This is a genomic window from Streptomyces sp. NBC_00885 (assembly GCF_045207475.1).
In the GTDB taxonomy this organism is placed as follows: domain Bacteria; phylum Actinomycetota; class Actinomycetes; order Streptomycetales; family Streptomycetaceae; genus Streptomyces.
Map to the genome: position 1 here is coordinate 763,769 of NZ_CP108796.1, position 24,292 is coordinate 788,060.

The 24,292-nt window shown below is 70.3% G+C and carries 15 protein-coding genes; 6 read left to right on the forward strand and 9 right to left on the reverse strand.

Annotated features, from left to right (window positions below):
* Positions 1 to 90 precede the first annotated feature (90 nt).
* The 9 genes from OHA61_RS03560 to OHA61_RS03600 all read right to left on the reverse strand — a co-directional run bounded on the left by OHA61_RS03560 (position 91) and on the right by OHA61_RS03600 (position 10,744).
* Positions 91 to 1,923: a BTAD domain-containing putative transcriptional regulator gene (locus OHA61_RS03560; protein ID WP_406301643.1), complete on the reverse strand. Its 1,833-nt coding sequence runs from the start codon at positions 1,921 to 1,923 to the stop codon at positions 91 to 93.
* 111 nt (positions 1,924 to 2,034) lie between these two features.
* The gene (locus OHA61_RS03565) at positions 2,035 to 3,060 is read right to left on the reverse strand and encodes an isopenicillin N synthase family dioxygenase (protein WP_406301644.1); all 1,026 of its coding nucleotides are present in this window, start codon (positions 3,058 to 3,060) and stop codon (positions 2,035 to 2,037) included.
* The gene (locus OHA61_RS03570; protein WP_406301645.1) at positions 3,057 to 3,746 is read right to left on the reverse strand and encodes a 7-cyano-7-deazaguanine synthase; all 690 of its coding nucleotides are present in this window, start codon (positions 3,744 to 3,746) and stop codon (positions 3,057 to 3,059) included. Before OHA61_RS03570 ends, OHA61_RS03565 begins: the two co-directional genes overlap by 4 nt.
* A gap of 103 nt (positions 3,747 to 3,849) precedes the next feature.
* Positions 3,850 to 4,833, reverse strand: coding sequence for an aspartyl/asparaginyl beta-hydroxylase domain-containing protein (locus OHA61_RS03575; RefSeq protein ID WP_406301646.1), 984 nt, complete (start codon positions 4,831 to 4,833; stop codon positions 3,850 to 3,852).
* A gap of 43 nt (positions 4,834 to 4,876) precedes the next feature.
* Positions 4,877 to 5,467, reverse strand: a complete 591-nt coding sequence (gene folE, locus OHA61_RS03580; RefSeq protein ID WP_361917568.1) for a GTP cyclohydrolase I — start codon at positions 5,465 to 5,467, stop codon at positions 4,877 to 4,879.
* A 37-nt stretch (positions 5,468 to 5,504) separates the two neighbouring features.
* The gene (locus tag OHA61_RS03585) at positions 5,505 to 5,867 is read right to left on the reverse strand and encodes a 6-pyruvoyl tetrahydropterin synthase family protein (RefSeq protein WP_389372665.1); all 363 of its coding nucleotides are present in this window, start codon (positions 5,865 to 5,867) and stop codon (positions 5,505 to 5,507) included.
* A 37-nt stretch (positions 5,868 to 5,904) separates the two neighbouring features.
* Positions 5,905 to 6,618 carry a 7-carboxy-7-deazaguanine synthase QueE gene (locus tag OHA61_RS03590; protein WP_406301647.1) on the reverse strand — a complete coding sequence of 238 codons (714 nt, stop codon included), beginning with the start codon at positions 6,616 to 6,618 and terminating at the stop codon, positions 5,905 to 5,907.
* Between the two features lie 13 nt (positions 6,619 to 6,631).
* Positions 6,632 to 7,414 (reverse strand): class I SAM-dependent methyltransferase, encoded by a 783-nt coding sequence (locus OHA61_RS03595; RefSeq protein ID WP_406301648.1) that lies wholly within the window; start codon positions 7,412 to 7,414, stop codon positions 6,632 to 6,634.
* Between the two features lie 492 nt (positions 7,415 to 7,906).
* Entirely contained in the window at positions 7,907 to 10,744 is a 2,838-nt protein-coding gene (locus OHA61_RS03600) for an AfsR/SARP family transcriptional regulator (protein WP_406301649.1), read from the reverse strand.
* Positions 10,745 to 11,375: 631 nt separating this feature from the next.
* Between OHA61_RS03600 and OHA61_RS03605 the strand changes: the two genes are divergently transcribed.
* From OHA61_RS03605 to OHA61_RS03630, 6 genes are all read left to right on the forward strand, one after another.
* A complete protein-coding gene (locus tag OHA61_RS03605) occupies positions 11,376 to 12,707 on the forward strand; it encodes an MFS transporter (RefSeq protein ID WP_406301650.1) in 1,332 nt (443 codons plus the stop codon).
* Between the two features lie 119 nt (positions 12,708 to 12,826).
* The gene (locus OHA61_RS03610) at positions 12,827 to 14,161 is read left to right on the forward strand and encodes a non-ribosomal peptide synthetase (RefSeq protein WP_406301652.1); all 1,335 of its coding nucleotides are present in this window, start codon (positions 12,827 to 12,829) and stop codon (positions 14,159 to 14,161) included.
* 221 nt (positions 14,162 to 14,382) lie between these two features.
* Positions 14,383 to 17,589, forward strand: a complete 3,207-nt coding sequence (locus tag OHA61_RS03615; protein ID WP_406301653.1) for a non-ribosomal peptide synthetase — start codon at positions 14,383 to 14,385, stop codon at positions 17,587 to 17,589.
* Positions 17,589 to 19,565, forward strand: a complete 1,977-nt coding sequence (locus tag OHA61_RS03620; protein WP_406301654.1) for a non-ribosomal peptide synthetase — start codon at positions 17,589 to 17,591, stop codon at positions 19,563 to 19,565. Before OHA61_RS03615 ends, OHA61_RS03620 begins: the two co-directional genes overlap by 1 nt.
* A gap of 1 nt (position 19,566) precedes the next feature.
* Positions 19,567 to 21,426, forward strand: coding sequence for an amino acid adenylation domain-containing protein (locus OHA61_RS03625; RefSeq protein ID WP_406301655.1), 1,860 nt, complete (start codon positions 19,567 to 19,569; stop codon positions 21,424 to 21,426).
* Positions 21,416 to 24,283 (forward strand): condensation domain-containing protein, encoded by a 2,868-nt coding sequence (locus OHA61_RS03630; RefSeq protein ID WP_406301656.1) that lies wholly within the window; start codon positions 21,416 to 21,418, stop codon positions 24,281 to 24,283. The genes OHA61_RS03625 and OHA61_RS03630 overlap by 11 nt, the downstream gene beginning before the upstream one ends.
* Positions 24,284 to 24,292 lie beyond the last annotated feature (9 nt).

Genomic DNA, 24,292 nt, shown 5'->3' on the forward strand with positions numbered 1-24,292 from the left:
GTCAGGAACCGGCAACGGGCCCGCCGCGGCCGCGCACCACGCGCTGGAGACGTGCGGCGCGACGGGCAAGGTCGTCCTGGAGCGTGACCGTCAGGCGGAGCACATGACCGGCGCGCTGCTCTGCCGCGCCGCGAGCGGGCGCATTCCAAGTTCCCACTCGTAGGAGAACCGGCCGTTCACGCAGGGGTGCCGCGCGCGCAGCAGGTAGCTCTCCGCCAACTCCTCCAGCAGGTCCTCGGCCCGCTGGTCGCTGATCCCCAGGGCCGCGGCGGCAAGCGCCGGCGTGAGCCGATCGGGGACGTCGGGAGACAACAGCTCGTATGCCAGGGACCGCGACTCGGCGGGCAGCGTCGCGAGCGTCCGGTCGAATCCGGCCCGCACGCCCAGCGGATCACTGTCGGCGCCCCCGGACGCGAGGACCCAGGCGATGGCCTGCCGGGCCGTCCAGTGCGGGCGGCGGCGCAACTGCGAAGCGACCGCGAAGAGCGCGCCCGGCAGCCCGCGGCACAACCCGGCCAACCGTCGCAGCCCCTCCGGGTCCAGGGTGACCGGGTGTCTCGGCACGGTGGATGCCAACAGGTGCAGACAGTCGTCGAAGGGCAGTCCGGCCAGTTCGACGTGGACCGCCGACGAGGACACGAACAGCCGCCGCCGGCTGCCGATCACCACGCCGCAGCCGGCGCCGGACGGCAGCAGCGGCGTCAAGTCCCGTACGTCGCACACGTCGTCGAGCACCACCAGGACGCGCAGGTCGGCGGTCCAGGTACGGAACAGCAGGCTCAGGTCGGTCGTGCCCAGTCGCAACTGCTCCTCCGTCGCGCCGAGTCCACGCAGGAACGAGCGGAGGATCTCGGCCGTCCGCACCCGCCGGCCGGCTCCGTCACGGAGACGCGCGTACAGCCGTCCGTCCGGGTAGTGACCGCTCACCTGATGCGCGGCGTGCAGGCACAGCTCGCTCTTCCCCGTGCCCGGGGCGCCCCCCACGATCACGAGCGGCCGGTCCTCCCGCGCCCGGCCGGCCAGCACCGCGGTGAGGCGGGCCAGCTGGCCGGCGCGTCCGGTCAGACGCTCGCGCGGGGCGGGCAGATGGCAGGGCGCCCGGGTGGCGGCGGTCACGGCCGTAAGCGGCCCGGCGGGACGCAGCAGCGCCTCGTCCGACGTGAGCACGGCCGTGTGCAGGGCCTCGAGTTGGGGCGAAGGGTCGAGGCCCAGCTCGCTGGCGATCCGCGCGCGTGTCCGCCGGTAGACCTGGAGCGCTTCCGCCCGCCGGTCCATGCGGTAGAGAGCCGTCATCAGATTGCCCTGGGCCCGCTCGTCCGTCGGTTCCCGACCGGCCATCGAGGTGAGCTCGCCGAGTACCTCGTGGTGCCGGCCGAGGTGGAGGTCGGCTTCGATCCGCAGGTGGTGCGCGCTGGTACGCAGCTCCTTCAGGCGGACCGCCTCGGCCTTCAGCGTGGGCCCCTTGCGTACGTCCACCAGGGCGTCGTCCCGCCACAGCTGCAGCGCCGCGGCGGCCGTGTCACGGGCCCGGGCGAAGTCCTCGTCACGGAACTCCGCTCGGGCACGGGCGAGCAACGGCTCGCACCGGAAGACGTCCACATGGTCGGCGGGCAGCGACAGCTGGTAGCCGCCGTCGACTGTGCCCAGCAGCGGCCCGGCCACCCGTACCGCGCCGCCGCTCCTCGGATTGCCGAGGGAGAACCGCTTCCTGAGCTGGTACACATACGTCTGCAGCGCGGTGTGCGCGCTGGCCGGCGGGTTGTCGTTCCACAGCTCGTCCATGAGTTGCTCGAAGGGCACCACCCGGCCCGCGTTCAACACGAGCATTGCCAGTGTCTGACGTACTTTCTGGGCGGCCGGCGCCATGTCGACGCGGTGATCGTCCCCGTAGGCCTGGAGCGGCCCGAGAAGGTTGATTCTCATGAAATTCGCCCTGTCTCATGTTCGTTCGGTCCCCGTCGGACCGGCCGGCGACGCCACCGCCCGGCCCGACCACTCGGGCCGGGCGGTGAGGATGTGCTCGGCCGCCCGAGGTCAGGAACTCCTGGACCCGGCTACCGCGGCCAGGGTCGGGTGGTGTCGGGCAACGATGTCGGGGAAGGAGCGGATCAGCCCCTTCATGACGTTGTCGCCGTAGAGGGCGAACAACGGGTTGCCGGCCACGTCGATGACTCCGCCGGCGGCCTCAACATAGGGGCTGGGCAGTGGCTGCATCGTGGCGTCCAGCCGAGGGTTGTAGAAGAAGGGAATGGAGTAGCGGTCGACACCCGGGGCGGGCCGGACCACCCGGTGGAGGGTGGCACGCACATAGCCCCTCGTCGCCACTTCCAGCAGCTCTCCCAGGTTGACCACGAACGCCCCCGGGATCACCGGCACATCGGCGAACTTCCCGTCCTCGACCGCGACCTGGAGGCCGCCGTTGTCGTCCTGGACGAGCAGGGTGAGCAGCCCGAGGTCGTTGTGAATGCCGGTCCCCTGGCCCTCGCCCGCGTCCTCGCTCGCCTGCGCCGGACCGGGGTAGTGCAGGAGTTTGAGGTGGATCTGCGGATCCGGATCGACCACATCGTCCAGGAACCCGGCGGGGGCGTCGAGCGACTCGAGCAGCAGCCGCAGCAGTCGATGTGACAGATCGGTCAGTCGGGTGATCCATGACTCGACGGCCGGACGCAGCTCGGGCATCGCCGCGGGCCACTGGTTCCGGCCGATCAGGCACCGGTAGGCGGGATCGCCGGGCGCGGGCGGCCTCGCGGGCTGCTCCGGCCCGATGTCCAGCTGCTGGCGCTGGTCGGGCACGCCCCGGGTGTGTTCGCGGCCGAGTTCGGAGTAGCCGCGGAACAGCGGCGAGTCGAGGATGTTCAGCGCGAGCCGATCGGCCTCGGGCAGGGCGAAGAACCGGCGGGACAGCTCGAGCATGTCGTCGGCGTCCTCGATGCCGTGGCCGACGAGCTGGAAGAAGCCGATCTCGTGCACGGCCTTGCGCAACCGGTGCAGGAACTCTGCCCGGGCCTCCTCCGAACCGGCGGCGTCACGGAGGTCGAGCACGGGAAAGGGGTCGGTCATGGCAGCTCCTTCGGATCGCTGGTCTGGTAGGTCGTCGGGTCGGTCACGCCGGCGTCCCGGAACGCCTCCTGCCGCTCCCTGCAGGCGGCGCACCGTCCGCACTGCAGCGCGTCGCCACGGAAGCAGCTCCAGGTCTCGGTCCAGGGGACGCCGAGTTCCTCACCGAGCGACACCACGTCGCTCTTGCGCAGCCTGACCAGCGGTGCTCTCAGGGTCAGGTCGGGGTGCGCGTATCCGCGGGTCGCGATCCGCTCCATGGCGAGGAAGGAATCGATGAACGCGGCATTGCTGTCGGGCGCGGCCTGCAGGTCGTCGACCACCCCGACGGCCACCGCTTCCGCCTTCTCGGCGACGGCGACCGCGAAGGCGACGGACAGCAGAAGGGCATTGCGGTTGGGTACGACGTTCGGGCTCCCGCCGGACGACCCACTCGTGTGATCCGGCACGTCGACGGTCGGGTCGGTGAGCGAGGAGCCGCTCAGGAGCTTGCCGACGGGGCTGAGATCGACGACGTTGTGCGGCACCCCGAGTGATCGAGCCGCCTTCGCGGCGAACTCGTGCTCGACGAGATGACGCTGGCCGTAGTTCACGGACAGCAGGTGGAGTGTGTGTCCTTGCGCCTGGAGGTGGTAGGCCATGGTGACCGAGTCCAGGCCGCCGGACACGATTGCGACAGTTTTCGGCATGCGTCGTCTTCCGGCAGACGGAAATGGATGGAGGATCAGTACGTGGAGATCAGGGCAGCGTTGTGCTTGTGCACCGAAACAGCGGCGGACGTGCGGGCGTCCGTCACGGCGCCGGCGTGGCCGGGACGAGCAGCCGGGTCGATCGGTGGCCCTTGCGGTAGGTCAGTTCGACTTCGGGCCGCGGACCGTCCAGCCTCGTGGTGACGGTTCGCTCCTCGCTCCACCCGACCAAGCGGTACTCGTGTCCGCCGAGGGCCACCAGCGGGAAGAGGTGGTCCTGGGGAGATCGCAGGGCAAGGCCCGTGCCGGTGTCGACGATGCTGAAGGTGGCCTGCGGCTGTGAGCCGGTGAGCGACCCGAACACCTCTGTCTCCAGCAGGTGCGCCGGCGCGTCGAACGAACACCGCGCAGCTTCCCGCTCTTGGTCGGTCGTGGCCACGGCCGGACGGTTGTAGAGCACATCCGAGCCGTTGAAGTAGTCGGCCCAGTCAGCCGGGAACAGCTGTGCGAGCTCCGGTGTGACGAGCACGTCCACGACGAGATGCACCCGATGCTCGGGACCGAGATTCTGGATCTGGTGCTTGCGGCTGAAGTCGCCGAACCAGAACTCACCGGGCTGCCAGCGATGAATCTCTCCGTCAAGGTCCAGCGAGGCTTCCTCGTGGGTGATGACCGGGATGTGCAGCCGGGCCATGCCCCAGTCCGGTGCGAACTTGGGATCGGAATGGGGGTATCCGACGACGCCGGGTCCGAGATCCATGAATCGGGCTGCGTAGAGGGGTCCGGGAATCGAGCTCAGGATCTCCCGCACGTACGGCATGTGGTCCAGCCAGTCGGTGTCGGCGAACTCCGCACTGCCAGGGCCCCCTGCGTCGGTACGTGTCTTGTCACCACCGGGACTGCGCACCGCGAGGCAGCGCCAGTCCTGCTCGGCCCACCTGGACACTCGCCCGTTCTCGTACGAGCTCTGCTCATCCCACAGGTGGTCGCGCGCAGTCATGAGGTCGGCCACCAGCCGGTCGGCGTCCAGCACGGGGAGCAGCCGAGCCGCTTCGGCAGGCGTCGAAGAATCATTTACGTCCATCATTGTCCTTTCATCTCGACCGGACCGGATTCGCATGTATGGCTCGTCACGCCCTGAGCAAGTCGAACAGCTCGGCCCGGAGCCCGGAGTCCGTGCTGAACTCCCCGCGATATGCGGTCGATGTCATCTGCGCGGCAGCCTTGATGCCGCGCATCGACATGCAAAGGTGCTCGCCCTTCGCTATGACCGCGACGTCCGGGGTGCCGCTCAGGGTGCTGATCTCGAGCGCGATCTGGTCCACGAGGCGCTCCTGGACCTGCAGCCTGTGCGCGTACTGATGGGCGACCCTCGCGAACTTCGACAAGCCGAGCAGTTGCCCCGCCGGTCGGTACGCGATCGTCACGGAGCAGTTGAACGGCAGGAGGTGATGCTCGCACAGCGACCAGAGCTGAATGTCTGAGACGACCACGAGCTGGCTCGTGCCGATGGACTCGAAAAGCGTGCCCAGCGAACCCGGGTCGTAGTTGATGAACTCGCGCCACCAGCGAGCGAACCGCGCAGGTGTGTCGCGCAGTCCGTCGCGATTCGGGTCCTCGCCGATCTCCTCCAACAGTTGGCGGGCGAGCTCGACCAGTGGGTCCTCGGTCGTCCTCGACGCCGACGAGTCACCTTCGAGGTCCAATTCTGTCACCGACATGCGGTCACCTTTCGTCCGGGCTTCGGAGTTACTGACCTCACGGCCGGTATTCGGCCCAAGTCTTGGGGGTTTCTGAGATACGCACGCAGGTCAACTCCGGGAACTCCATCAACCAGGTCTTGTAGACCCAGGCTGCCATATTCTCAGCCGTTGGATTTTCGTCCATCACATCGTTCAGATGCCGATGATCAAGATGCTTGTCGAGCCACACCTTGAATGCGGACAATTCTCCGTAGTCTCGAACGAAGCCCACCGGCGACAGATCCTTGTCGTCGGCTCCAAGCTCCAACTCGATCACATAGTTGTGCCCGTGCATTCGGGCACACTGGTGCTCAGGAGCAAGGCCGGCAAGCTGATGACTGGCCGAGAATTCAAACTTCTTCGTGATGCGAAATGCCATCGATCCGAGTTCCGTTCTTCTTTGCGTGCGCCGCCGCTCACACGGCGCGTTTGTCGTCCCACACCAAGGTGTGCAGTCTGGTCGTCAGATTCCAGCCGCGCTCTACCACCGCGTCGGCCAACTCGCTCATGTGTTTCGTGACATCGTCGGCGGTACGCCCGATCGGCATGATCCATACCGACGACAGGTCGAAGGTGGCAACCAGCTCGGCCACTTCGTCGAGATCGCGGGTGTTCTGGCAGACGAACTTGAACGTGCTTCCCGGCAGTGCCGAGAGGCTGGTGAGTGCGGCAGGGACGATCCTGCGCTGCAGGGGGTCGCCCGAGTGCGACAGCTTCGGCGAGACGTTGAACCTGACACCGGCGGCGATGAGTTCGGGGTGCGCGGCGTGCGTCCCGTTGGTCTCGATCTCGATCTCTTTGCCGCGTCCGGTCAGTGCTGCCACTAGAGGAATCAGCCGCTCTTGCTGACCCAGGGGCTCACCGCCGGAGATGACGATCAGCTCGGTGTCGAATGCGAGCAACTCTGCGAGGACATCTTCGACCGCGCGGCGGTGCAGCTCCTTACGCGGATCGTGGGCAACCCCGCTCTCACCGGCTCCGGTCCAGTCCCACGTGTATGGCGTATCGCACCACGAGCACGACAGGTTGCACCCGCCGAGTCGCAGGAACGCGCACCTGCGTCCCAGGGACCGACCCTCGCCCTGGACGGTCGGACCGAAGACTTCGTTGACTACGAGATCCTGCTCCATGGCGCACCGTTTCCTATGAGTGGGACGGCTCGACGGCCGCCGGCTTCTGCGCCTGCACTACGAACCAATGCCGACTCAGCCGGACGCCCTGATCGACGGTCACCGCGGCGACATATCGATCGAATGCCTCCTTGTCCGCCGCCGAATCGTAATTGTCGACGATCGGCACTTGGTGCAGAAAAGTGTCCAGATCGCCGGCCGAGTGGTAGAACTCCTCGAACCGGAACGCCTGGTTTCTTGTCACAACGAAGCCTGCATCGGAGAGCTCTTGAGCAATCTCCTCCGACAAAGGCCTGCCGTTCCAGCTGTCGAAGTTCTGGCCGCGACCGAACGTTTCCTTCAGCTCGCGTGCGTCCTGCTCCCCGATCCCCATGTACAGCACGACCCCACCGGGGCGCAGCACCCGCTCGAATTCATGGGCAATCAGCGGACCGCGGCGGGAAGTGACCACATCGGCGTGCCCATTGGGCAGCCCCGTGTGGGCGGCGTCGCACAGCTCAAACGTGACGTGCGACAGACCTGCCTCCGCTCGATACCGCTCGGCGCATTCCAGCATCGACGGCGACAGATCTATCCCGGTTACGGCGCCGTACGGTCGGGAGATGCGCAACAAACTACGTCCGTCGGCGCAGCCGACATCCAGCAGTCGGGCGTGCGGCGCTCCCAGTGCAGTCGCCAGTTCATCGAAGACGGCGTCCGGGCGACCGTCGGCGAATACGTCTGTGCTCCGCGCATCGCTGAAGTAACCGCCGAACCGCTCGGCCACCCGGGAGTAGAATTCCGCGTCCATCGTCATCGGCCGTGCACCTTCCGCTGAGCCACGGTCAAGGAGAGGTCCTGGTGCGCACGCACCGGTTCCTTGCTCTTCCGTGGGAACTCCCTGACAAGGTCTACCGCTGCGGTCGCGGGGGACTTTGTGCTGCGCTGCGATTCGGTTTCCGGGACGCCGAACGCGGGGGGCGTCACCGCGTCCCGGGTCACTACGGTCATTGGACTACTCCTTGAAGGCCGTCCCCTGAAGGGGCGCCGAGCTCGGCAGGACCCAATCTCCGGTGTCGCCCTATCGGTCCGGCATCACGGCGCATCCACGGCGGGACGGGGCCGGGATAAGACGCTGATAGCGCGAGCATGCGGCCGCGATGGGCACGTGGTTCACGCTGGTTTCAGTAACGCGCGGACGGATGGCGAAACGGGGGTTGCGAAGGGAGCAGAACTGAGATGGCCATCAAGAAGTCGTCGGCTGCCTCGGGGGCCGTCGTCGTACTCTCCTGGTATCAGCCGACCGACGTCATCGGCCTGCCCAGGATGGCAACGATGTCAGCACGTGGACGGCCTGTTCCACGCGACGCAGGTGGGCATTGACCTGGCCGAGGCCGTGCAGCACATACCCCTCTCCGACCAGGTCGCCGCTCGCCCCGACCATGGCGAGGACCTCAAGCAGGGTCCGTTCCGCCGCCTCGTAGCGCTGCTGGTACATCAGCATTTGGCTCAGCCGCCGCAGTGCGAGGGCTTGGCCCCGGTCGACACCGGCTGACCGGCAGATCCCGAGAGCCTCGTCGAGATAGGAACGGGTTCGCGCGAAGTCCGCTCGCCGCATCGTGATCTGTGCCATCTCGCCCAGCACGTACGCCCGGCCAATCACGTTCTGCGCCCGCACGAAGTTGCGCTCGGCGCTCTCGTAGAGGGCCAGCGCCCGATCGTCGTCACCATGGTGCCGCTCGATGCGCGCCAGGTCACGCTGGCACAGCGCCTGGCCACCCAGGTCCCCAACCCGCTCGAAGATCTGCAAAGCGGTGCTGAGGTAAGGGGCTGCCGCCTCATGCTCGCCCCGGTACAGGTGCAGGGTCCCCAACGAGCCGAGTACCGCCGCCTGGCCCCGTTCGTTGCCGGCCTCGTGTACCGCGGCCAGCGCTACCCGATGTGTGCGCTCCCAGAGCTCGGGATAGCCACCGGCCTCGAAGAGCGTCACCAGAGTCGTTGCCAGCTCCCAGCACAACTCGTCCATTCCGGACCGGGCCGCCAACTCGACCGCGTTCAACAGGTTGGTCTGCTCGCTCTCCAGCCACCCGAGCGGGTCGCGGAGGCACCGCCGGACATGGTCCTCCGGCGGATGCCACCGTTCGGCCCGGCCCGCCACCATGGTGTACGCACCCCCGTAGATCTCTTTGTGCGCCATCTCCGCGAGCGCCAGCCAGCCGCCGACCATACGCCGCACCGCTCCGGCGCGTTCCGCCTCGGGAATCTCCGCGAGCAGCCGTTCGTGCGCGAACGTCTGCACGATCTGCGACAGTCCGCATCGGAACTCCCCGCCCTGGTCCGTGGCGGTGATGTCGAGGAGCCGCATGTCGATGAGCGGATCCAGCAGATCAGCGGGGCGTGGCGTGCGGTCGTCGATAAGGGCGCCACCCAACCAGCTCGGAATCTCCGCCCCTTCGGCCAGGCTGATCAGGCACAACAGGCGACGGTCGGCCGCCGCCAGGCCGTCGTAGCTGAGCGAAAGACTTGCCCGGATGGACAGTTCACCGTGTGCCAGCTCGTCCAACCGGCGGTGTTCGTTCTCAAGCCGGTGCCACATGGAGGTCAGTGACCAGTGCGGGCGCGCGGCCAGACGCGCGCCGATGATACGCAGCGCGAGGGGCAGCCCGCCCACCAGGCGTATGAGGGCCCCCGCTGCCTCCCGCTCGCTCTCCACACGGTGCTCCCCAATGATCCGCCCCAGGAGCTGGATGGCCTGTTCCGGGCTCAGCGGCTCCAAGTCGAACCGGCGTGTGCCCGGCAACGCCGTGAACTGGCCGCGGCTGGTGACCAGCACGCCGCTGCTGCCGGTTCCGGGCAGCAGGAGCATCACCTGCGACTCGCTCACCGCATTGTCCAGCAACACCAGGATCCGGCGATCGGCCAGCAGACTGCGGTACATCTCCGCGCGCTCATCAAGCGCATCGGGTATGGCCTGGCCTGGTACGCCCAGCGCTCGGAGGAACCGCCCCAACGCCTGGGCGGGGCCCACCGGTCGTCCGCCCAGCCCTCGGAGGTCGCAGTAGAGCTGTCCGTCCGGGAAGTACTCGGTTGCGAGTCGGTGCGCCACGTGCTTGGCCAACGTGCTTTTGCCCACACCAGGTCCGCCAAGCACCAGGACCACGTTCAGTAACCTCTTTTCCTGCCCCTCGGTGACGGCGTCGCAGACCGCTGACACGATCGTGTCGTCGGCTACGAGGTCGCCGATGTCGGCGGGAAGTTGCCTCGGGGTTACGACCGGGTCGGGCTCGGCAATACGCTCTTGAACCGCCTCGAAGAGCGGCGTCGCCACGAGAGAACGCGGTTCGGCCAGTTCGGCCACTGCCAGGTCAGCGTCGTCGGTCAGGATTGCCTGCGCCAGGTCGCGTAGTTCCCTTCCTGGGTCCAGGCCCAGTTCCTCGGTGAGCATCGCACGGCCCTGGTGGTAGGCATCCAGCGCCTCCGCCTGCCGGCCCGAGCGATGTAGGGCCACCATGAGATGCCCCCGCAGCCTCTCGCGCAGCGGGTGGTTGGCGACAAGCTGCTGCAGTTCGCCGACCAGGTGCTCGTGACGGCCCAGCTCCAGCTCCAGCCGCATGCAGGTCTCCACCGCTTCCAGGCGGCTCTCGTCCAACTGCGCCGCTGTGCCGGCCAGGACTTCGCTGGGTACACCGGCCAGGCACCGGCCACGCCACAGGCCTATCGCCTGGCGGAGCATGTCCACCGCGGGCACCTTCAGACCATCACGGGCGAGGGCATGCGCCTCTGTTGCCAGGCGACGGAAGTCGCCGACGTCGGTCGCATCCTCCGGCGCCCTCAGCATGTACCCACGAGTGCGGGTCTCGATGGTGGCGTCAACTCCCCCGTCCGACAGCGCCTTGCGGAGCAAGGAGACGCAGATCTGCACCTGGGTGCGTGCGGTCTTCGGAGGATCGTGAGCCCAGATGGCATCCACCAGAGAGGTTGTCTCCACCACCCGGTTCAGTTCGAGCACCAGAGCCCCGAGAACGATCTCTTGTCGCCCCGGTGCCACGTACACGGCCCCCAGCTCGCCGTTCACCTCAAGCGGCCCGAGCACCCGGAATGCCGCCGCCGCAACGCCGCTGCCGTCGTAGCTTGCCGAGGCTGTCATGCACACCCTGTTTCTGTGGTACCTGCCAGACCATGCGATCTGGCTCGTGCAATTGAGCAGCGGAACTCATGCCGACCTGGCTACTCAGACGCAACCCCTGGCCAACGCAAATGCTGCCACAGTCAGGTACATGCACGCCTGACACCAAAGGTTCCATGACCGGTCACGGATATGGCGAGGCCGCTTGGGGCAACGTGTGCGGGGCACACCCCTCATGGCACATGCGGCCAGGCCGCTGACCAGCCGCCTCCGCGCGACCACGATGCGAGGCGGCGGGGACGCCGCTCCGGTCATGAAGCGACGGTAGAGCGCGTCGGCCAGGCGGACCCCCACGCATGGACGAACCGCCTATAGCGGCTGGAGTCGGCAACTCGGACACCGAGGGCGGAGGGACGACTATTTTCGGCCAGAGGTGCGATTCGTGGCGCCATGTACGAGATCGACCGAGGCCTGCCGGGCGAGCACTTGTACGGATCCTCTTGCCACGAGGCCTGAACGCGCGTGATTCATCCGGAGTTTGTCCTGATCTGGCGAAAGATTCGCCGATCAGGCGGCGATATCGCAAGAGAAACGACCGAAATTGCGCTTTGTGTTTTGACTGTTGATCGGACTGGCGGTGAAGGTCTGACTCATGGCCCCCTCACCCCCCGTCGCATCCAGCGGGCTGCTGCGCATGCGCGACTTCCGTCTCCTGCTCGCGGGCGCCGCGGCCGGTCAAGTCGGCGCCCAGGTCACTCTGGTCGCGCTCCCGCTGGTGGCGGTTCTCGTGCTGAAGGCACCCGCGTTTCAGGTGGGACTGCTGACGGCTGCCGAGACCGCCGCGTTCCTCCTGATAGGGCTGCCTGCGGGCGCTTGGGTCGACCGGATGCGCAAGCTCCCGCTGATGATCCGGGCCGATGCGGTGCGCGCCCTTTCCATGGCGAGCGTCCCGCTGGCCGCAGTCGCCGACGTACTGACGATGGCGCAGCTGTACGTCGTCGCTCTGGTCACCGGAGCGGCAACCGTTTTCTTCGACGTGGCCCACCAGAGCTACCTGCCCGAACTGCTGCCCAGGGAGCAGCTGATGGCCGGAAACGGTGCATTGGAAACGGTCCGCTCATCGGCCCACGTCGCAGGCCCGGGGATCGGCGGCGGGCTCGTACAAGTCCTCGGAGCCCATCTGGCGATCGTGGCCGACGCGATCGGCTACGCCATGTCCGCGCTGTTCCTGCTGGCCATGAAGCGACCGCCCGAGAGCCGGCCCGAGCCTGCTGCGGGCGCGTCCCTGCGCAAGGACATCGGGGAAGGCCTCCGGTTCGTCCTCGGCCACCCCCTGCTACGGGTCATCGCCGCAACGACCGGCCTCGGCAACTTCTTCACCGCGATGCTGATGGCCACTCAGACCATCTTCCTGGTAAGGGTGATCGGCCTGCCGCCGTTCGCGATCGGTCTGATGCTCTCCGCGTCCGCCGTGGGCGGGCTCGTCGGTGCACTGAGCGCCGGCACGCTCGCCGGCCGCCTCGGTCAGGCCCGCATCATCTGGCTCTCCGCCCTGGCAACCGGGCCGTTCGCACTGTTGTGGCCGCTGTCCGGACCGGGAGCCACCGCTGCCCTGTTCGCCATCGGCTCCGCTGTGGTCTCCTTCGGCGCCGTTGTCTACAACGTGGCCCAGGTCAGCTTCCGTCAGACGGTCTGCCCTCCCCGACTGCTCGGCCGGATGAACGCCACACTGCGCTTCCTTGTGTGGGGCACCCTGCCGCTCGGCGCGGCCGTGGGCGGCGCCGTCGCAGGCGCCTTCGATCCGCGCGCCGCACTCTGGGCCTGCGCGATCGGCTACCTCTTCGTACCGCTGCCGTTGCTGCTCTCCCCCCTGCGCCGCATGCGCGATCTTCCGGCGCCGACCGCTCCGGACGACACGCAAGACCCGGAAGACCCGGCCACGCCCGACACCGGCGGCCACCCGGAGACCCTCGCCGTCGGCTGACTCGCGACCCCCGTTCCAGCTCCGGCCTGCCTGCCGGTCACTTCTTGCTGCCGTCCCGTCCGAGCGGCACGGCGCGGCGTCCGACGCGCGGCCACGACAGACACGACAGAGAGGACAACGTGCACCTCAGCATCACGGGCCAGTATCTGGCTCGCTACCAACGCGTCGCCGCCGCCAACGGCGAATCCGATCTGCTGCCCGTCACCGGAGCTCAGCGGCGCTTCGCCCTGGTGCGTTCCCTGGACCCCGTCGGACGGCCGGACATCGTCCCGATGTTCTTCGCCTTCCCCCGGGGCACCGTGGATCCCGTACGGCTGCGAGCGGCCGCGAACCATCTGGCCGCCCGGCACCCGGTACTGCGCGCCCGCCCGGAGGTGCTCCGCGGCACCCCCGCGCTTCGCCTGGCGGAGGCGGACGTGCCGGTGGAACGCCTCGTTCGCGCGCCCGGCGAGGACGCGGCCGGCGCCGTTCGCCGTGCCCTGAGTGCCTGGACCGCACAGGGCTCGTTGCTGCGGCTCTACCTGGCCGACGACGGACCGGATGCCGAGGAAGAGGTGCTCGCGGTCGTACTGGACCACACCGCCTGCGACGGCCAGTCGCTGGCGCGCATCGTCGAGGAGCTGAGCAGCGCCTACCGCCACGGGATCGGCCCCGATGAACTCGCGCCCGCCGACGCGGCCGCGGAACTGGCCGCCTACCGGGAAGCGGTTCAGCTGCAGCTCGAGGCCGAGCAGCGCGCGGGGTCTGCCGCCGCGCTGGAGTACTGGGGCGGGCGGCTGCGCGCCGTGCGCGAACGCCCTGCGCTGTCCGTGCCGCAGGATCTCGCCCCCGGCACACTGCCCACCGGCGCGGCCGAACTGCGGCTGCCCGCTCCGGCCTCCGGCGCACCGTTCCCCGCACTGCTCGACGCCTGTCGGGCAACGGCCCGTGTCCTGTACGGGGCCGGTCATGTGTCACCGATCGGGTATCCGTGGGGCGGCCGCCCGGCCGCCGCGGCGCCGGTGGTCGGCTGCTTCCTCAACACCGTCGTCTTCCCCGCCGGGACCGATGACGCCCCCAACGGCCCGAGCGGTGACGACCCCTTCGGCGCGGAGGCGACGGCCACCGACTGGTGGGGCGATCTTGACCGGGCGGACACCCCCTTCGACGAAGTCGTGCACGCCGCCCGGTCGGCCGGTTCCCCGTGGTCGGGCCGACTGGACGGCCTGCTGACCGTCGACGACGCCCGTCGCCGTCCACCGCTGAGCCTGGGCGGAGTAGTGGGCCGCGAGGTCCACATCGACGGCCGGCACGTACGCGCCCCGTTCGCCGTGTCCGTCACCCACGGGCCGGAACTCCACATCCGCATGGTGTGGGACCGCCATGTGCACGACGACCGCACGGCCGAGGACGCGTTCGGCGCCTTCTGCGCGGCCCTGCCCGCACCGCAGCGAGCCGACGTCAGCGTCGGCTGAACGCCGCAGTCGTACACAGAACCGACACAGCGCCGAACCGCACGCGGCGGCGCACCGCACATCCCTCAAGCCACACAGCCACAGAACCACCCCGAAGCCACCGAGCACAGCACGGCAGGACCGCGCGATCCGCGGACCGGCCTGCGAACCCCGGGTGGGGAGCACAACCGTGCCCCGACCCGTATCCGAAGAACCCGACCCGACAACCTCAGGGATCGCCCATGCTTCCCCTCTCCTCGTCGCAGGAGATCGTCTGGCTGCACGAACAAGTGCAGCCCGGCAGCCGCGCCTACAACTTCACCGCCTCACTCGACCTGTGGGGGACGCTGGACACCAAGGCCCTGCGCCGCGGGCTCACCGCCGCCCTCGACCGGCACCCCGGACTCTGCCTGGAACTCGTGGCTGTCCCCGGCGCGATGCCGGCCCAGCGGACCGCTGACGCCTGTGTACCCCGCCTGCGCAGCGTGGATCTGACCGGGGAGGCCGACCCGGAGGCCGCGTTCGCCAAGCTGCTGCGCACCGAGGCCGAGACCCCGCTCGACACATACGAGGCGCCACTGCTGCGCTGGACGCTGGCGCGGCTCGCCGACGACCAGCACCGGCTCATCCACGTCGAGCACCACCTGATCCACGACGGGCACTCCTTCGCGATCCTGCTGGGCGACGTCTTCACCGTCTACCGCGCCCATGTCCTCGGTGAGCCGGTCACGCTGCCTCCGGCGACCTCGTACGCGGACCATGTACGTGCCCAGGCCGACGTCCAGGCCGACGACGTACGAGCCGCAGCCCGGCAGGCGAGCCTCGAGTACTGGGCCGACGAACTGCGCGGCGCCTCCCACGACATGCCGTTGCCCGGCCTGACCCGGCCCGGCGCCGTGCGCAGGCACCACGGCGGCCAGCTGCGGCAGTCGATCGGTGCGGATCTGACGGAGCGGCTGCGCGCCCACACCCGTGAGCGCGGCCTGACCCCGTTCTCCGCGCTGCTCGGGCTTTTCGCGGAACTCCTGCGCCGGCACAGCGGCCGCTCCGAGATGGTTGTCGGCACCGCTGTCGGCAACCGCCCGCGGGGATTCGAGGACGCCGTGGGCATGTTCGTCAACACCATCCCACTGCGGCTTCGCCTGGACCCGAAAGCCCCGGCCGAGGACACGATGGACGAGGTGACCGACACCCTCATCCGCGCTCTGCCGCATCAGGAAGTCCCGGTCCAGGAGTTGACCCGCGCACTGGCCCTGCACACCTCCGGCGCGGACAACCCGCTGTTCAGCGTCATGTTCAGCGCACACGACGCGGCACTGCCCGAGATCGAGGTGCCAGGCCTGGACATCACCCTGTTCGAGGGGTTCAACACCGGCACCACCCGATTCGACCTCGATGTCGTCCTGCTGCCCGACGACCGACGTGGAGTGGGCCCCCGGCACGGGGCGCCCGGCATGACGCTGGTCTGGGACTACGACGCCGATCTCTTCGGCGAGGACGTGGCGAAGCTGCTCGCCGAACGCTTCCTGGATCTGCTGCGCGCCTACCTTGATGCTCCCGCCACCGTGCTCGCCGACCTGGCGCTTGCGGCGACGGCGTGCGACCCCGCGCCCGAACTGCACGCGGCCGCGCAGGGCCTGGACGCGCTCGACCCGGCCGCCGCCCACGACGCCTCCCTGCCCGCGCTGCTGATCGGGGCCCGCCGGCTCACCTACGGCGACCTCGACGAGCAGGTCACCTCCCTCGCTCAGCGGATGCGCGACGCCGGTGTGACGGCCGGTCAGCCGGTCGCCGCCGTACTGCCGCGCGGTGCCGACTCGGTGGTGACGCTGCTGGCCTGTCTGCGGACCGGAGCCGTGTACTGCCCGCTCTCACCGTCCGACCCGGTCTCCCGTCTGGAGCTGCTGCTCGAGCGGCTCGGCCCGTCGCTGGTGCTCACCTCCGCCGACGCGGGGGCGACGCTGCCCGCACACCTGCCGACGGCGCGTATCGACGCCGCCTCTTTCCCCGCCGCGCGGCCGGCCGATGTGGTGGCCGGTGCGGCGTACATCATCCACACCTCGGGTTCGACCGGCATACCCAAGCCTGTCGCGGTGGGCCGGGCGGCCCTGGAGAACCATCTGACCGGCGCGGCCGACCGGTTCGGCCTGGCCGCCGGTGACCGGGTGCTGCTCTTCGCCCAGCCCTCCTTCGACGTGGCGCTGGAAGAGGTCCTGCCCTCGCTGTACGCCGGTGCCTGCCTCGTCGTACCGGAGCGGGAAGTGCCCACCGGAGCAGAACTCGCCGAACTGCTGGCCGCCGCCCGGGTCACCGTCGCCAACCTCCCGACCAGTTACTTCCTCGCCACCCGCGAGGAGTTGCGGCCGGTGCTGCGCGAGCGCCGCTGGGCGCCGAGGCTGCTGGTGCTCGGCGGCGAGCGGATCCCGGCGGACGCGATGCGCGCGTTCCTCGGCGACACCGACGCCGCCGTGTTGAACGTCTACGGAGTGACCGAAGCGGCGATCAGCTCGACCGTGTACCAGATCACCCGCGAGAACCTCGCGGACGGGGCGGAAATCCCCCTGGGCACCGAACTGCCCGGTGAGCGGATCCACGTCCTGGACGCGGCACTGCGTCCGCTGCCGGCCGGTGCGGTCGGTGAACTGGCCATCGCCGGCGCCGGTCTGGCCGAGGGGTATGTCGGCAACCCGGAGGCCACCGCGGCCCGCTTCGTACGGATCGAGGCGCTGAACGGCGAGCGGGTCTATCTCACCGGCGACCTCGGCTACCGGGATCGCGACGGGCTGTTGCACTTCCTGGGGCGCCGCGACAACCAGATCAAACTGCGGGGCTACCGCATCGAACTGGAGGAGGTGGAGGCCGCGGCATCGGCCGTGCTCGGCGGACGTTCCTGTGCCGTCGTCCTGGACCGGGAAGCGGCCGGCGGACCGCGCCTGGTCGGCTTCCTGGAGAACTCCGACGGACAGCAGCCGTGGGACGAGCAGGCAATGCACCTCGAACTGAGCCGACGTCTGCCGAGTGCCCTCGTACCCGGTCGATGGGCGCGACTGGATGCCATGCCGACGCTGCCCGGGGGCAAGCCGAACCGAGTGGCGCTGGCCCGTCTGGCCGCCGAACTCGAGCCCAGCGCACCGGCCGAGGAGAGTGCCGCGGCCGCAACCGACCCCGCGGAATTCACCGATCCGTCTCTGGCGCTGCTCGCCGAGGGCTGGCGCGAGGTGCTTGGCCACAGCCGGTTCACCGATGCCTCCCACTTCTTCCGGACCGGCGGGCATTCGCTGCTCGCCGCGCAGCTGGCGGCCTGGCTGGAACCCCGCATCGGCGCACGGCCGCCGCTTCGGCTGCTCTTCCAGAACCCGGTCCTGTCCGACCAGGCGCGCGCCCTTGGCGCTTTCGCCACGCCGACCGTTGCTGCCCACACCGCTACGACCACGCCGACGGAGTCGTGATGACCGAGATCCTGAATGAAACGCCGACGGGGGCTACGCCGACGACCGGGCGATCTGCCGAGCCGATGGCCGAGCAGAGCTCCGAGCTGATGAACGACCGTCAGGCCCATCTGCCGAGCGTCGTACACGGCGTCCCCCTTTCCCAGGCCCCGGCCGCCGGAGTGCTCTCCCGTTACGAGGAATGGGTACGCCGCAGTCCCGAGGCCCCCGCCCTGGTCGACGGGACCCGTACCTGGAGCTACCGGCAGCTGGACGAGGCGGCCGACGACGTCCTTCGTGCCCTGGGCGACCGGGTCCGCCCGGGCGACCTGGTCGGCGTCTGCCTCGACCGCTCGGCGGCGCTGGCCGTGACCGCGATCGCCCTCGCCCGGATCGGCGCGGTCTATCTCCCGCTGGGCCCCCGCCCCGGTGAGCGCCGCATCGACGCGGTCACCGAGGAGGTGGCCGTGGTCTGCCTGATCGGGGACCCCAGCGTGCTGCCCGCCCGCCATCGGGCCGCCGAGCGGATCGCGCTGCCGCTGCCGGGAGAGGGGACGAACGCCGCCCCGAAGGCCGTCGCGGCCTTCGCCCCGCCCGCCGCGAGTGCGCGCCCGGCTCCGCAGGAAGCCTTCTACGCCGTGCTGACCTCCGGCTCCACCGGGCGCCCGAAGGCCGTCGCCGTCGCGGAACCCGCTCTGTCCGCACTGCTGGACTGGTACCGCACCGAGACCGGCCTGGCGCCCGGAGACCGCCAGTCACTGCTCATCGGCGTCGCGTTCGACCCGCATGTGATGGAGCTGTGGGCCGGTCTGACGTCCGGCGCGGCTCTGGTTCCCGCGCCGGACGCTGTTCGCTGGGACCCGGCCGAACTCACCGCATGGTGGCGCGACGCCGCCGTGACGGTGTGCGTCGTGGCCACTCCGATGGCCGAACCGGTGCTGGCACGGACCTGGCCGCAGGACCTGAAGCTGCGTCACCTCATAGTCGGCGGTGACCGGATGCGCCGACGGCCCGGTGCGGATGTGACCGCCACGGTGCACAACGCGTACGGGCCCGCCGAAGCCACCGTCGTCACCACCACACACGCCATGCGCGCCACGGACGGCGACGCGGGCGACGAGAGCGCGCCCTCGATCGGAACTCCGATCCCGGGCGCCACGGTCGTCGTCACCGCGGCGGACGGCCGTGTCGCCGCCCGCGGTGAGGCCGGCGAACTGTGCATCGGCGGAACGTGCCTGGCGCTCGGCTATCTGGACCCGGAGCTGACGGCACGGCGATTCACCGCCCCGCCCCCGGGAATCGACGCGGGGCGGACAGACCGCGTGTACCGCACCGGGGACCGGGTGCGGATGCTGGACGACGGCAGGCTGGAGTTCCTCGGCCGTCTCGACGATCAGGTGAAGATCAGCGGAGTACGGATCGAACCGGCCGAGGTGGAGGCCGCGCTCGAACAGAACCCGTCGGTGCGCAGCGCGGTTGTCACCGCGCCCCGTTCCGCCGACGGCAGCGCCCGCCTGGTGGCGTACGTCCTGGCATCCGGCGGAGCGAGTGCTGACGAGCTGCTGTCCGAGGTACGGGCCTGGCTGCCCGAGCAGGCCGTGCCCTCGGCCGTGCGGATCCTGGACGCCTTCCCACTCGACGCCAACGGCAAGGTCGACCGGGCCCACCTGCTGAAGCTGGCTGCGGCCCCGGCGCAGCCGATCACCGGCGACAGCGCCACAGCCGACAACGGCGATGCGCACGACGGCGCGACGGAGAGCGAGCGACTGGTCCTGCGGGTGGTGCGCGACCTGCTGGGCAGCCCTCGTACCGGACTGATGGACAACTTCACCGAGGCCGGCGGAACCTCCCTCGTCGCCGCGCGTCTGCTGACCGTGATCGAGCAGGAGACCGGAGTCCGGCTGCGCGCGCCGGAGTTGCTCCGTCAGCCCGACCTTCGGGCAGTCGCGGCCGTACTCGACAAGCGCCGGCCCGCCGTCGGACCGGAGGTGGCCTGAGATGGCGACCGCCCTGGCGAACACCCCCGACCGCAGAAAGGACAGCCCCGTGCCGGCTGACCGCACACCGTCCGCGTACGCCTCCGGTCTGCCCGCCCTGGTGGCGCGGCACGCCGAGCGGACCCCGCAGGCCCTGGCCGTGATGGACGGCGACACCACGCTGACGTACGCGCAGCTGGTCACCTCCGCCCGCGCCCTGGCCGCACACCTACACGACCACGGCGTCCGCCCCGGCGACCGGGTGGCGCTGCTGGTGCCGCGATCGGCCCGCGCGCTTGTCGCGCAGCTCGCGCTGTGGTGGGCAGGCGCGGCATGCGTGCCACTCGATCCGGCACACCCGCGTCCGCGTACCGAAGCCATGCTCGCCACCGCCGGGGCCACACTGACCGTCGGCGACAGCAAGCTGCTCGAATCCGCGGCTCCCACCGGCGCCACCCTGGCGCTGCCCGAGGATCCCCTGCTGACCGGCGCCGAGCTGCCCGCTGTCGAGCCCGGCCCGAACGCGACGGCGCTCGTCCTGTTCACCTCAGGATCCACCGGCCTCCCCAAGGGCGTGACGGTCACCCACGGCGGCATCGCCCAACTGGTCACCGCTCCGCAGTACGCCACCGTCACCGCCCGCGACCGGGTGCTGTTCCACTCGCCGGCCACCTTCGACGCCTCGACCTTCGAGGTGTGGTCGGCCCTCGCCAACGGCGCCGCCGTGGTGGTGTGCACCGTCGAGCGGCCCTCCTTCGAGGATCTGGCCCAGCAGGTGGAGCGGCACGGCGTGACCGTGGCGTTCTTCACGACGGCGCTGTTCCACCAGCTGGCTGCCCGCCGCTCCCGGGTGTTCTCGGTGCTCCGTACGGTGGTGGTGGGAGGCGAGGCGATGGCCGCCCAGCATGCCCGCGCGGTGCTGCGCGCGTTTCCCTGGCTGGAGTTGGTCAATGGCTACGGGCCGACGGAGACGACGACGTTCGCGACGGCGCACCGGGTCACCGATACGGACTGCGACAGCCCGGTGCCGATCGGCCGACCGATCGCCGGTGCCGTCGCACACCTCCTGGACGGGACCGGGCAGCCGGTGGCGCCGGGCGAACGCGGTGAACTGTGGATCGGCGGCAGCCGTCTGGCAGGCGGATACGCGGGACAGCCGGAGCTGACCGCCGAACGCTTCGTGGACCATGCGTCGCTGGGCCGCCTGTACCGCTCCGGCGACCTGGTCTCGGAGCGCCCGGACGGAGTGCTGGACTTTCACGGCCGCGTCGACGACCAGGTCAAGGTCCGCGGATTCCGCATCGAGCCGGGCGAGGTCGAGCACATCCTGCGCGAGCAGGCGGAGGTGGACGACGCCGCTGTGACGGTGCGCCGGCCCGCAGCGGACGACGCCCGCCTGGCCGCCTTCGTGGTAGCCGCGCCAGGCCCGGTACCTCGTGCCGAGGGGCTGAGGGCGCGGCTCGCCGAACAGCTCCCCGCCCACCTGGTCCCCGACGAGCTGACCCTCGTGGAGCGGCTGCCCCTGACGGTCTCCGGCAAGGTGGACCGGCGCGCGCTCACCGCTCTTCAGGGCACCGCCGACGCCGAAGGCGCCCCCCAGGCGCTGACCCCGATCCAGCAGGCCGTCGCCGAGGTGTGGAGCCGCAGCCTGGGCTGCGAAGTGAACCGGCCGGACGCCGACTTCCTGGCCTACGGCGGCCACTCCCTGCTCGCTCTGGTCGTCACCGACGACCTGCGCGAGGAGCTCGGAGTGGAGCTGTCCCTGCCCGACTTCTTCGCCGCCCCGACGGTGGCCGGACAGGCCGCCCTCGTCGAGCGCGCCCTGCTGGCCAACCACAGCGATCTCCACCTCGACGCGCCGGAGGACACCGATGGCCACTGACAGCACCCCCGGCTCCGTCATGCCGCAGGAGGAACTGCTGCGCAGGGCCCGGGCCCGCGCCGGCACCCGCCCTGCCGCCCCGGTCCCCACAGCCGTCCACGCCCAGGGGCCCGCCCCGCTCTCCCACGCCCAGCGCCGGATGTGGCTGATGGACCGCCTCGGCCAGGGAGGCTCCCTCTACAGCGTGCCCTTCGCCACCCGGCTGCACGGGCCGCTCGACATCGACGCCCTCGCCGTCGCACTCACCGCGCTCATACGACGCCACGCCGTCTTGCGCACCCGTTACGGTCAGCGCGGCGACGAACCGTACCAGGAGACGCTCCCCGCGCCCGGCACGATCGCCGTGCCGGTGGTGGAGGTCGACGGCGACGGCGCGCAGACGCTCGCCGCGGAGGCGCGCCGTCCGTTCGACCTGGCCGCGGGTCCCCTGCCGCGCGCCCTGGTGCTGCGGCACGGCCCCCAGGACCACACCGTGCTGCTGACCTTCCACCACATCACCATCGACGGCGGGTCGCTGGAGACCGTCGCCGACGAACTGGCGCAGCTGTACGCAGCCGCCGTGGACGGACGCCCCCACGAACAGCCGGAGCCGCCGCAGTACGCGGACTACGCGCGCCGCGAGCACGCGGCGGCCGGCCGCCTCGATGCAGGACTGGGGCACTGGACGCGCCGGCTCGCCGGAGCCGTACCACTGAGGCTGCCACGGCCGGCCCACCCTTCCGCCGGCCCGGGCACACGGCCGGCCGTCGCCCGCACCACGAAGCTCGACGCCTCGGTGCTGCCTGCACTGCGCGAGCTGGGCAGGCAGCACCGGGCCACCCTCTTCACGGTGTCCCTCGCCGCCGCCTTCGCCGCGCTGCACCGGTTCACCGGCGAGGACGACCTGGTCATCGGCTGCGCCGGCACGCACCGCGAGGGGGCGGCCATGCGCGGTCTCGTCGGACTGTGCGTCAACACCCTTCCGGTACGGGTGAACCTGTCCGGCGACCCGGAGTTCGGGATCCTTGTGGACCGGGTGCGGGACGCGTTGCTGGAGGCCCAGGAGCACCGGGACGTTCCCTTCGACCTGATCCTGGAGCGGCTCGGCGCCGCCGCGCGGGACGCCGACGGCACGCCGCTCGTGCGGGTCACCGCGGACGTGCTGCGGGAGCCCACGGCGCTCCTGCTGCCCGGCACGATCGCCGAGCCCGTCGAAGTCGGCCTCGGCGAAGCCAAGTTCGACCTGTCGTTCGGCCTCGTGGACACCGACGAGCCCGCCTGCCTGGTCCAGTACGGTCAAGCAGCGCTGGCGACGGAGGCCGGAGACCAGCTGGCAGACGCCTTCGCCGACCTGCTGGCCGCGGTCGCCGTCGACGGGGAACTGACACTGTCACGGCTGCCGGGCCGGACGTGGGCGGTCCCGGCCGACGACGAGTGCCATCCTGCCGAGACCCGGCTTCGGACGCATCCGCAGGTGAGCGATGCGGCCGTGCCGCAGCCGACGGCCGGACCGCTCATCGCCTATGCCGTCCTGCGGGAGACCGGGGGCCCCTCGCCCGCCGAGTTGCGGGCTCATCTCCGGTCCGTCCTCGCCCGGGGCCTCGTCCCGGCCACGGTGACGCTGCTGGACGCGATGCCGCGGAGCGCCGACGGTGCACTGGACGTCGGCCGGCTGCCCGGCGCGGCATCAGCCTCCGCCCTGCACGGGGACCGTGCGCGGGCGGTGACGGCGGCGTTCACCGCTTTGCTGGGCCGGACCCCGGCGCCGGACGACGACTTCTTCGTCCTCGGTGGCCATTCCCTGGTCGCCGTGCAGCTTGCGGAGCGCTTGCGCACCGGGCTCAGGCTGCCGCTGACCGGTCTCGATGTGATGCAGAACCGGACACCGCGCGCACTCGCCGCGCTGCTCGACGCGCGGGAGACGGAACGCGCGGCGGCGGCCTCGACGGCTCCGCCGGTGTCACGTGGCCGGCGGGCACGCGAGGGCACCGTGCTGGTGACCGGCGGCACGGGCGGCGTGGGCGCGTTCCTCCTGCGCGAACTCGCCGCCCAGGGCAGGCCGGTGCTGGCGCTGGCCCGTCCCGAGTCGGCACATCTGGTGGCCGCTGACGGTGTGGATGTCGTCGAGGGTGATCTGACCGACCTGGACGGCCTGCGAGCCGCCGTGGAGAGTGCGGACGCCGTGATCCACGCCGCCTGCACCTTCACCCGTCCCGAGGTGGACGTGGCGGCGATGGAAGCGATGGTCGACGCCTGGCGCAGCGGCCCGTTCGTCTTCGTCAGCAGCGTGGATGCCTACGGACGCCCCACGGAGCAGTGGGTGACCGAGGAGTCGGCCTCCCGACAGCCGTTGAGCGCGTACGGACAGGCGAAGCTCGACTGCGAACAGATGCTGCTGCGGGCGGCGGGCACCGGGGGCCGGGGCGGGGCCAGCGTCGTACGCTCGCCCATCGTGTGGGGTCCGCACGACCGGCTGCGCGATCAGTTGCGCTGGGGCGCGACCGGATTGCTCTATCAGGCTGCCCTCGCCGGAGAGCCGATCACCCTACCGCGCCCCGGCACGGCCGGGCGCGACTGGTACGGCGCCCCGTGGGTCCACTCGGCTGCCCTGGCCCGTGCGGTGACCGCCTGTCTGGACACGCCCGTCCACGGCGTGGCCAACGCCCTGAGCGGTCACGTCGCGTGGCAGGACCTCGCCGCCGAGCTGCGTACGCTCCTCGGAGGCGACAGTGAGATCCAGCTCGCCGAACGGGCGCATCCGGACCTCGACCACCCCTGGCACTACCGAGCGGACCGGCTGGCCACCGCACTGAGTGAACAGCCCGGGGAGGACTGGCAGTCCGTACTCGCCGCGATGGTCGACACCAACCGGGCCTGAGCGCCCGGG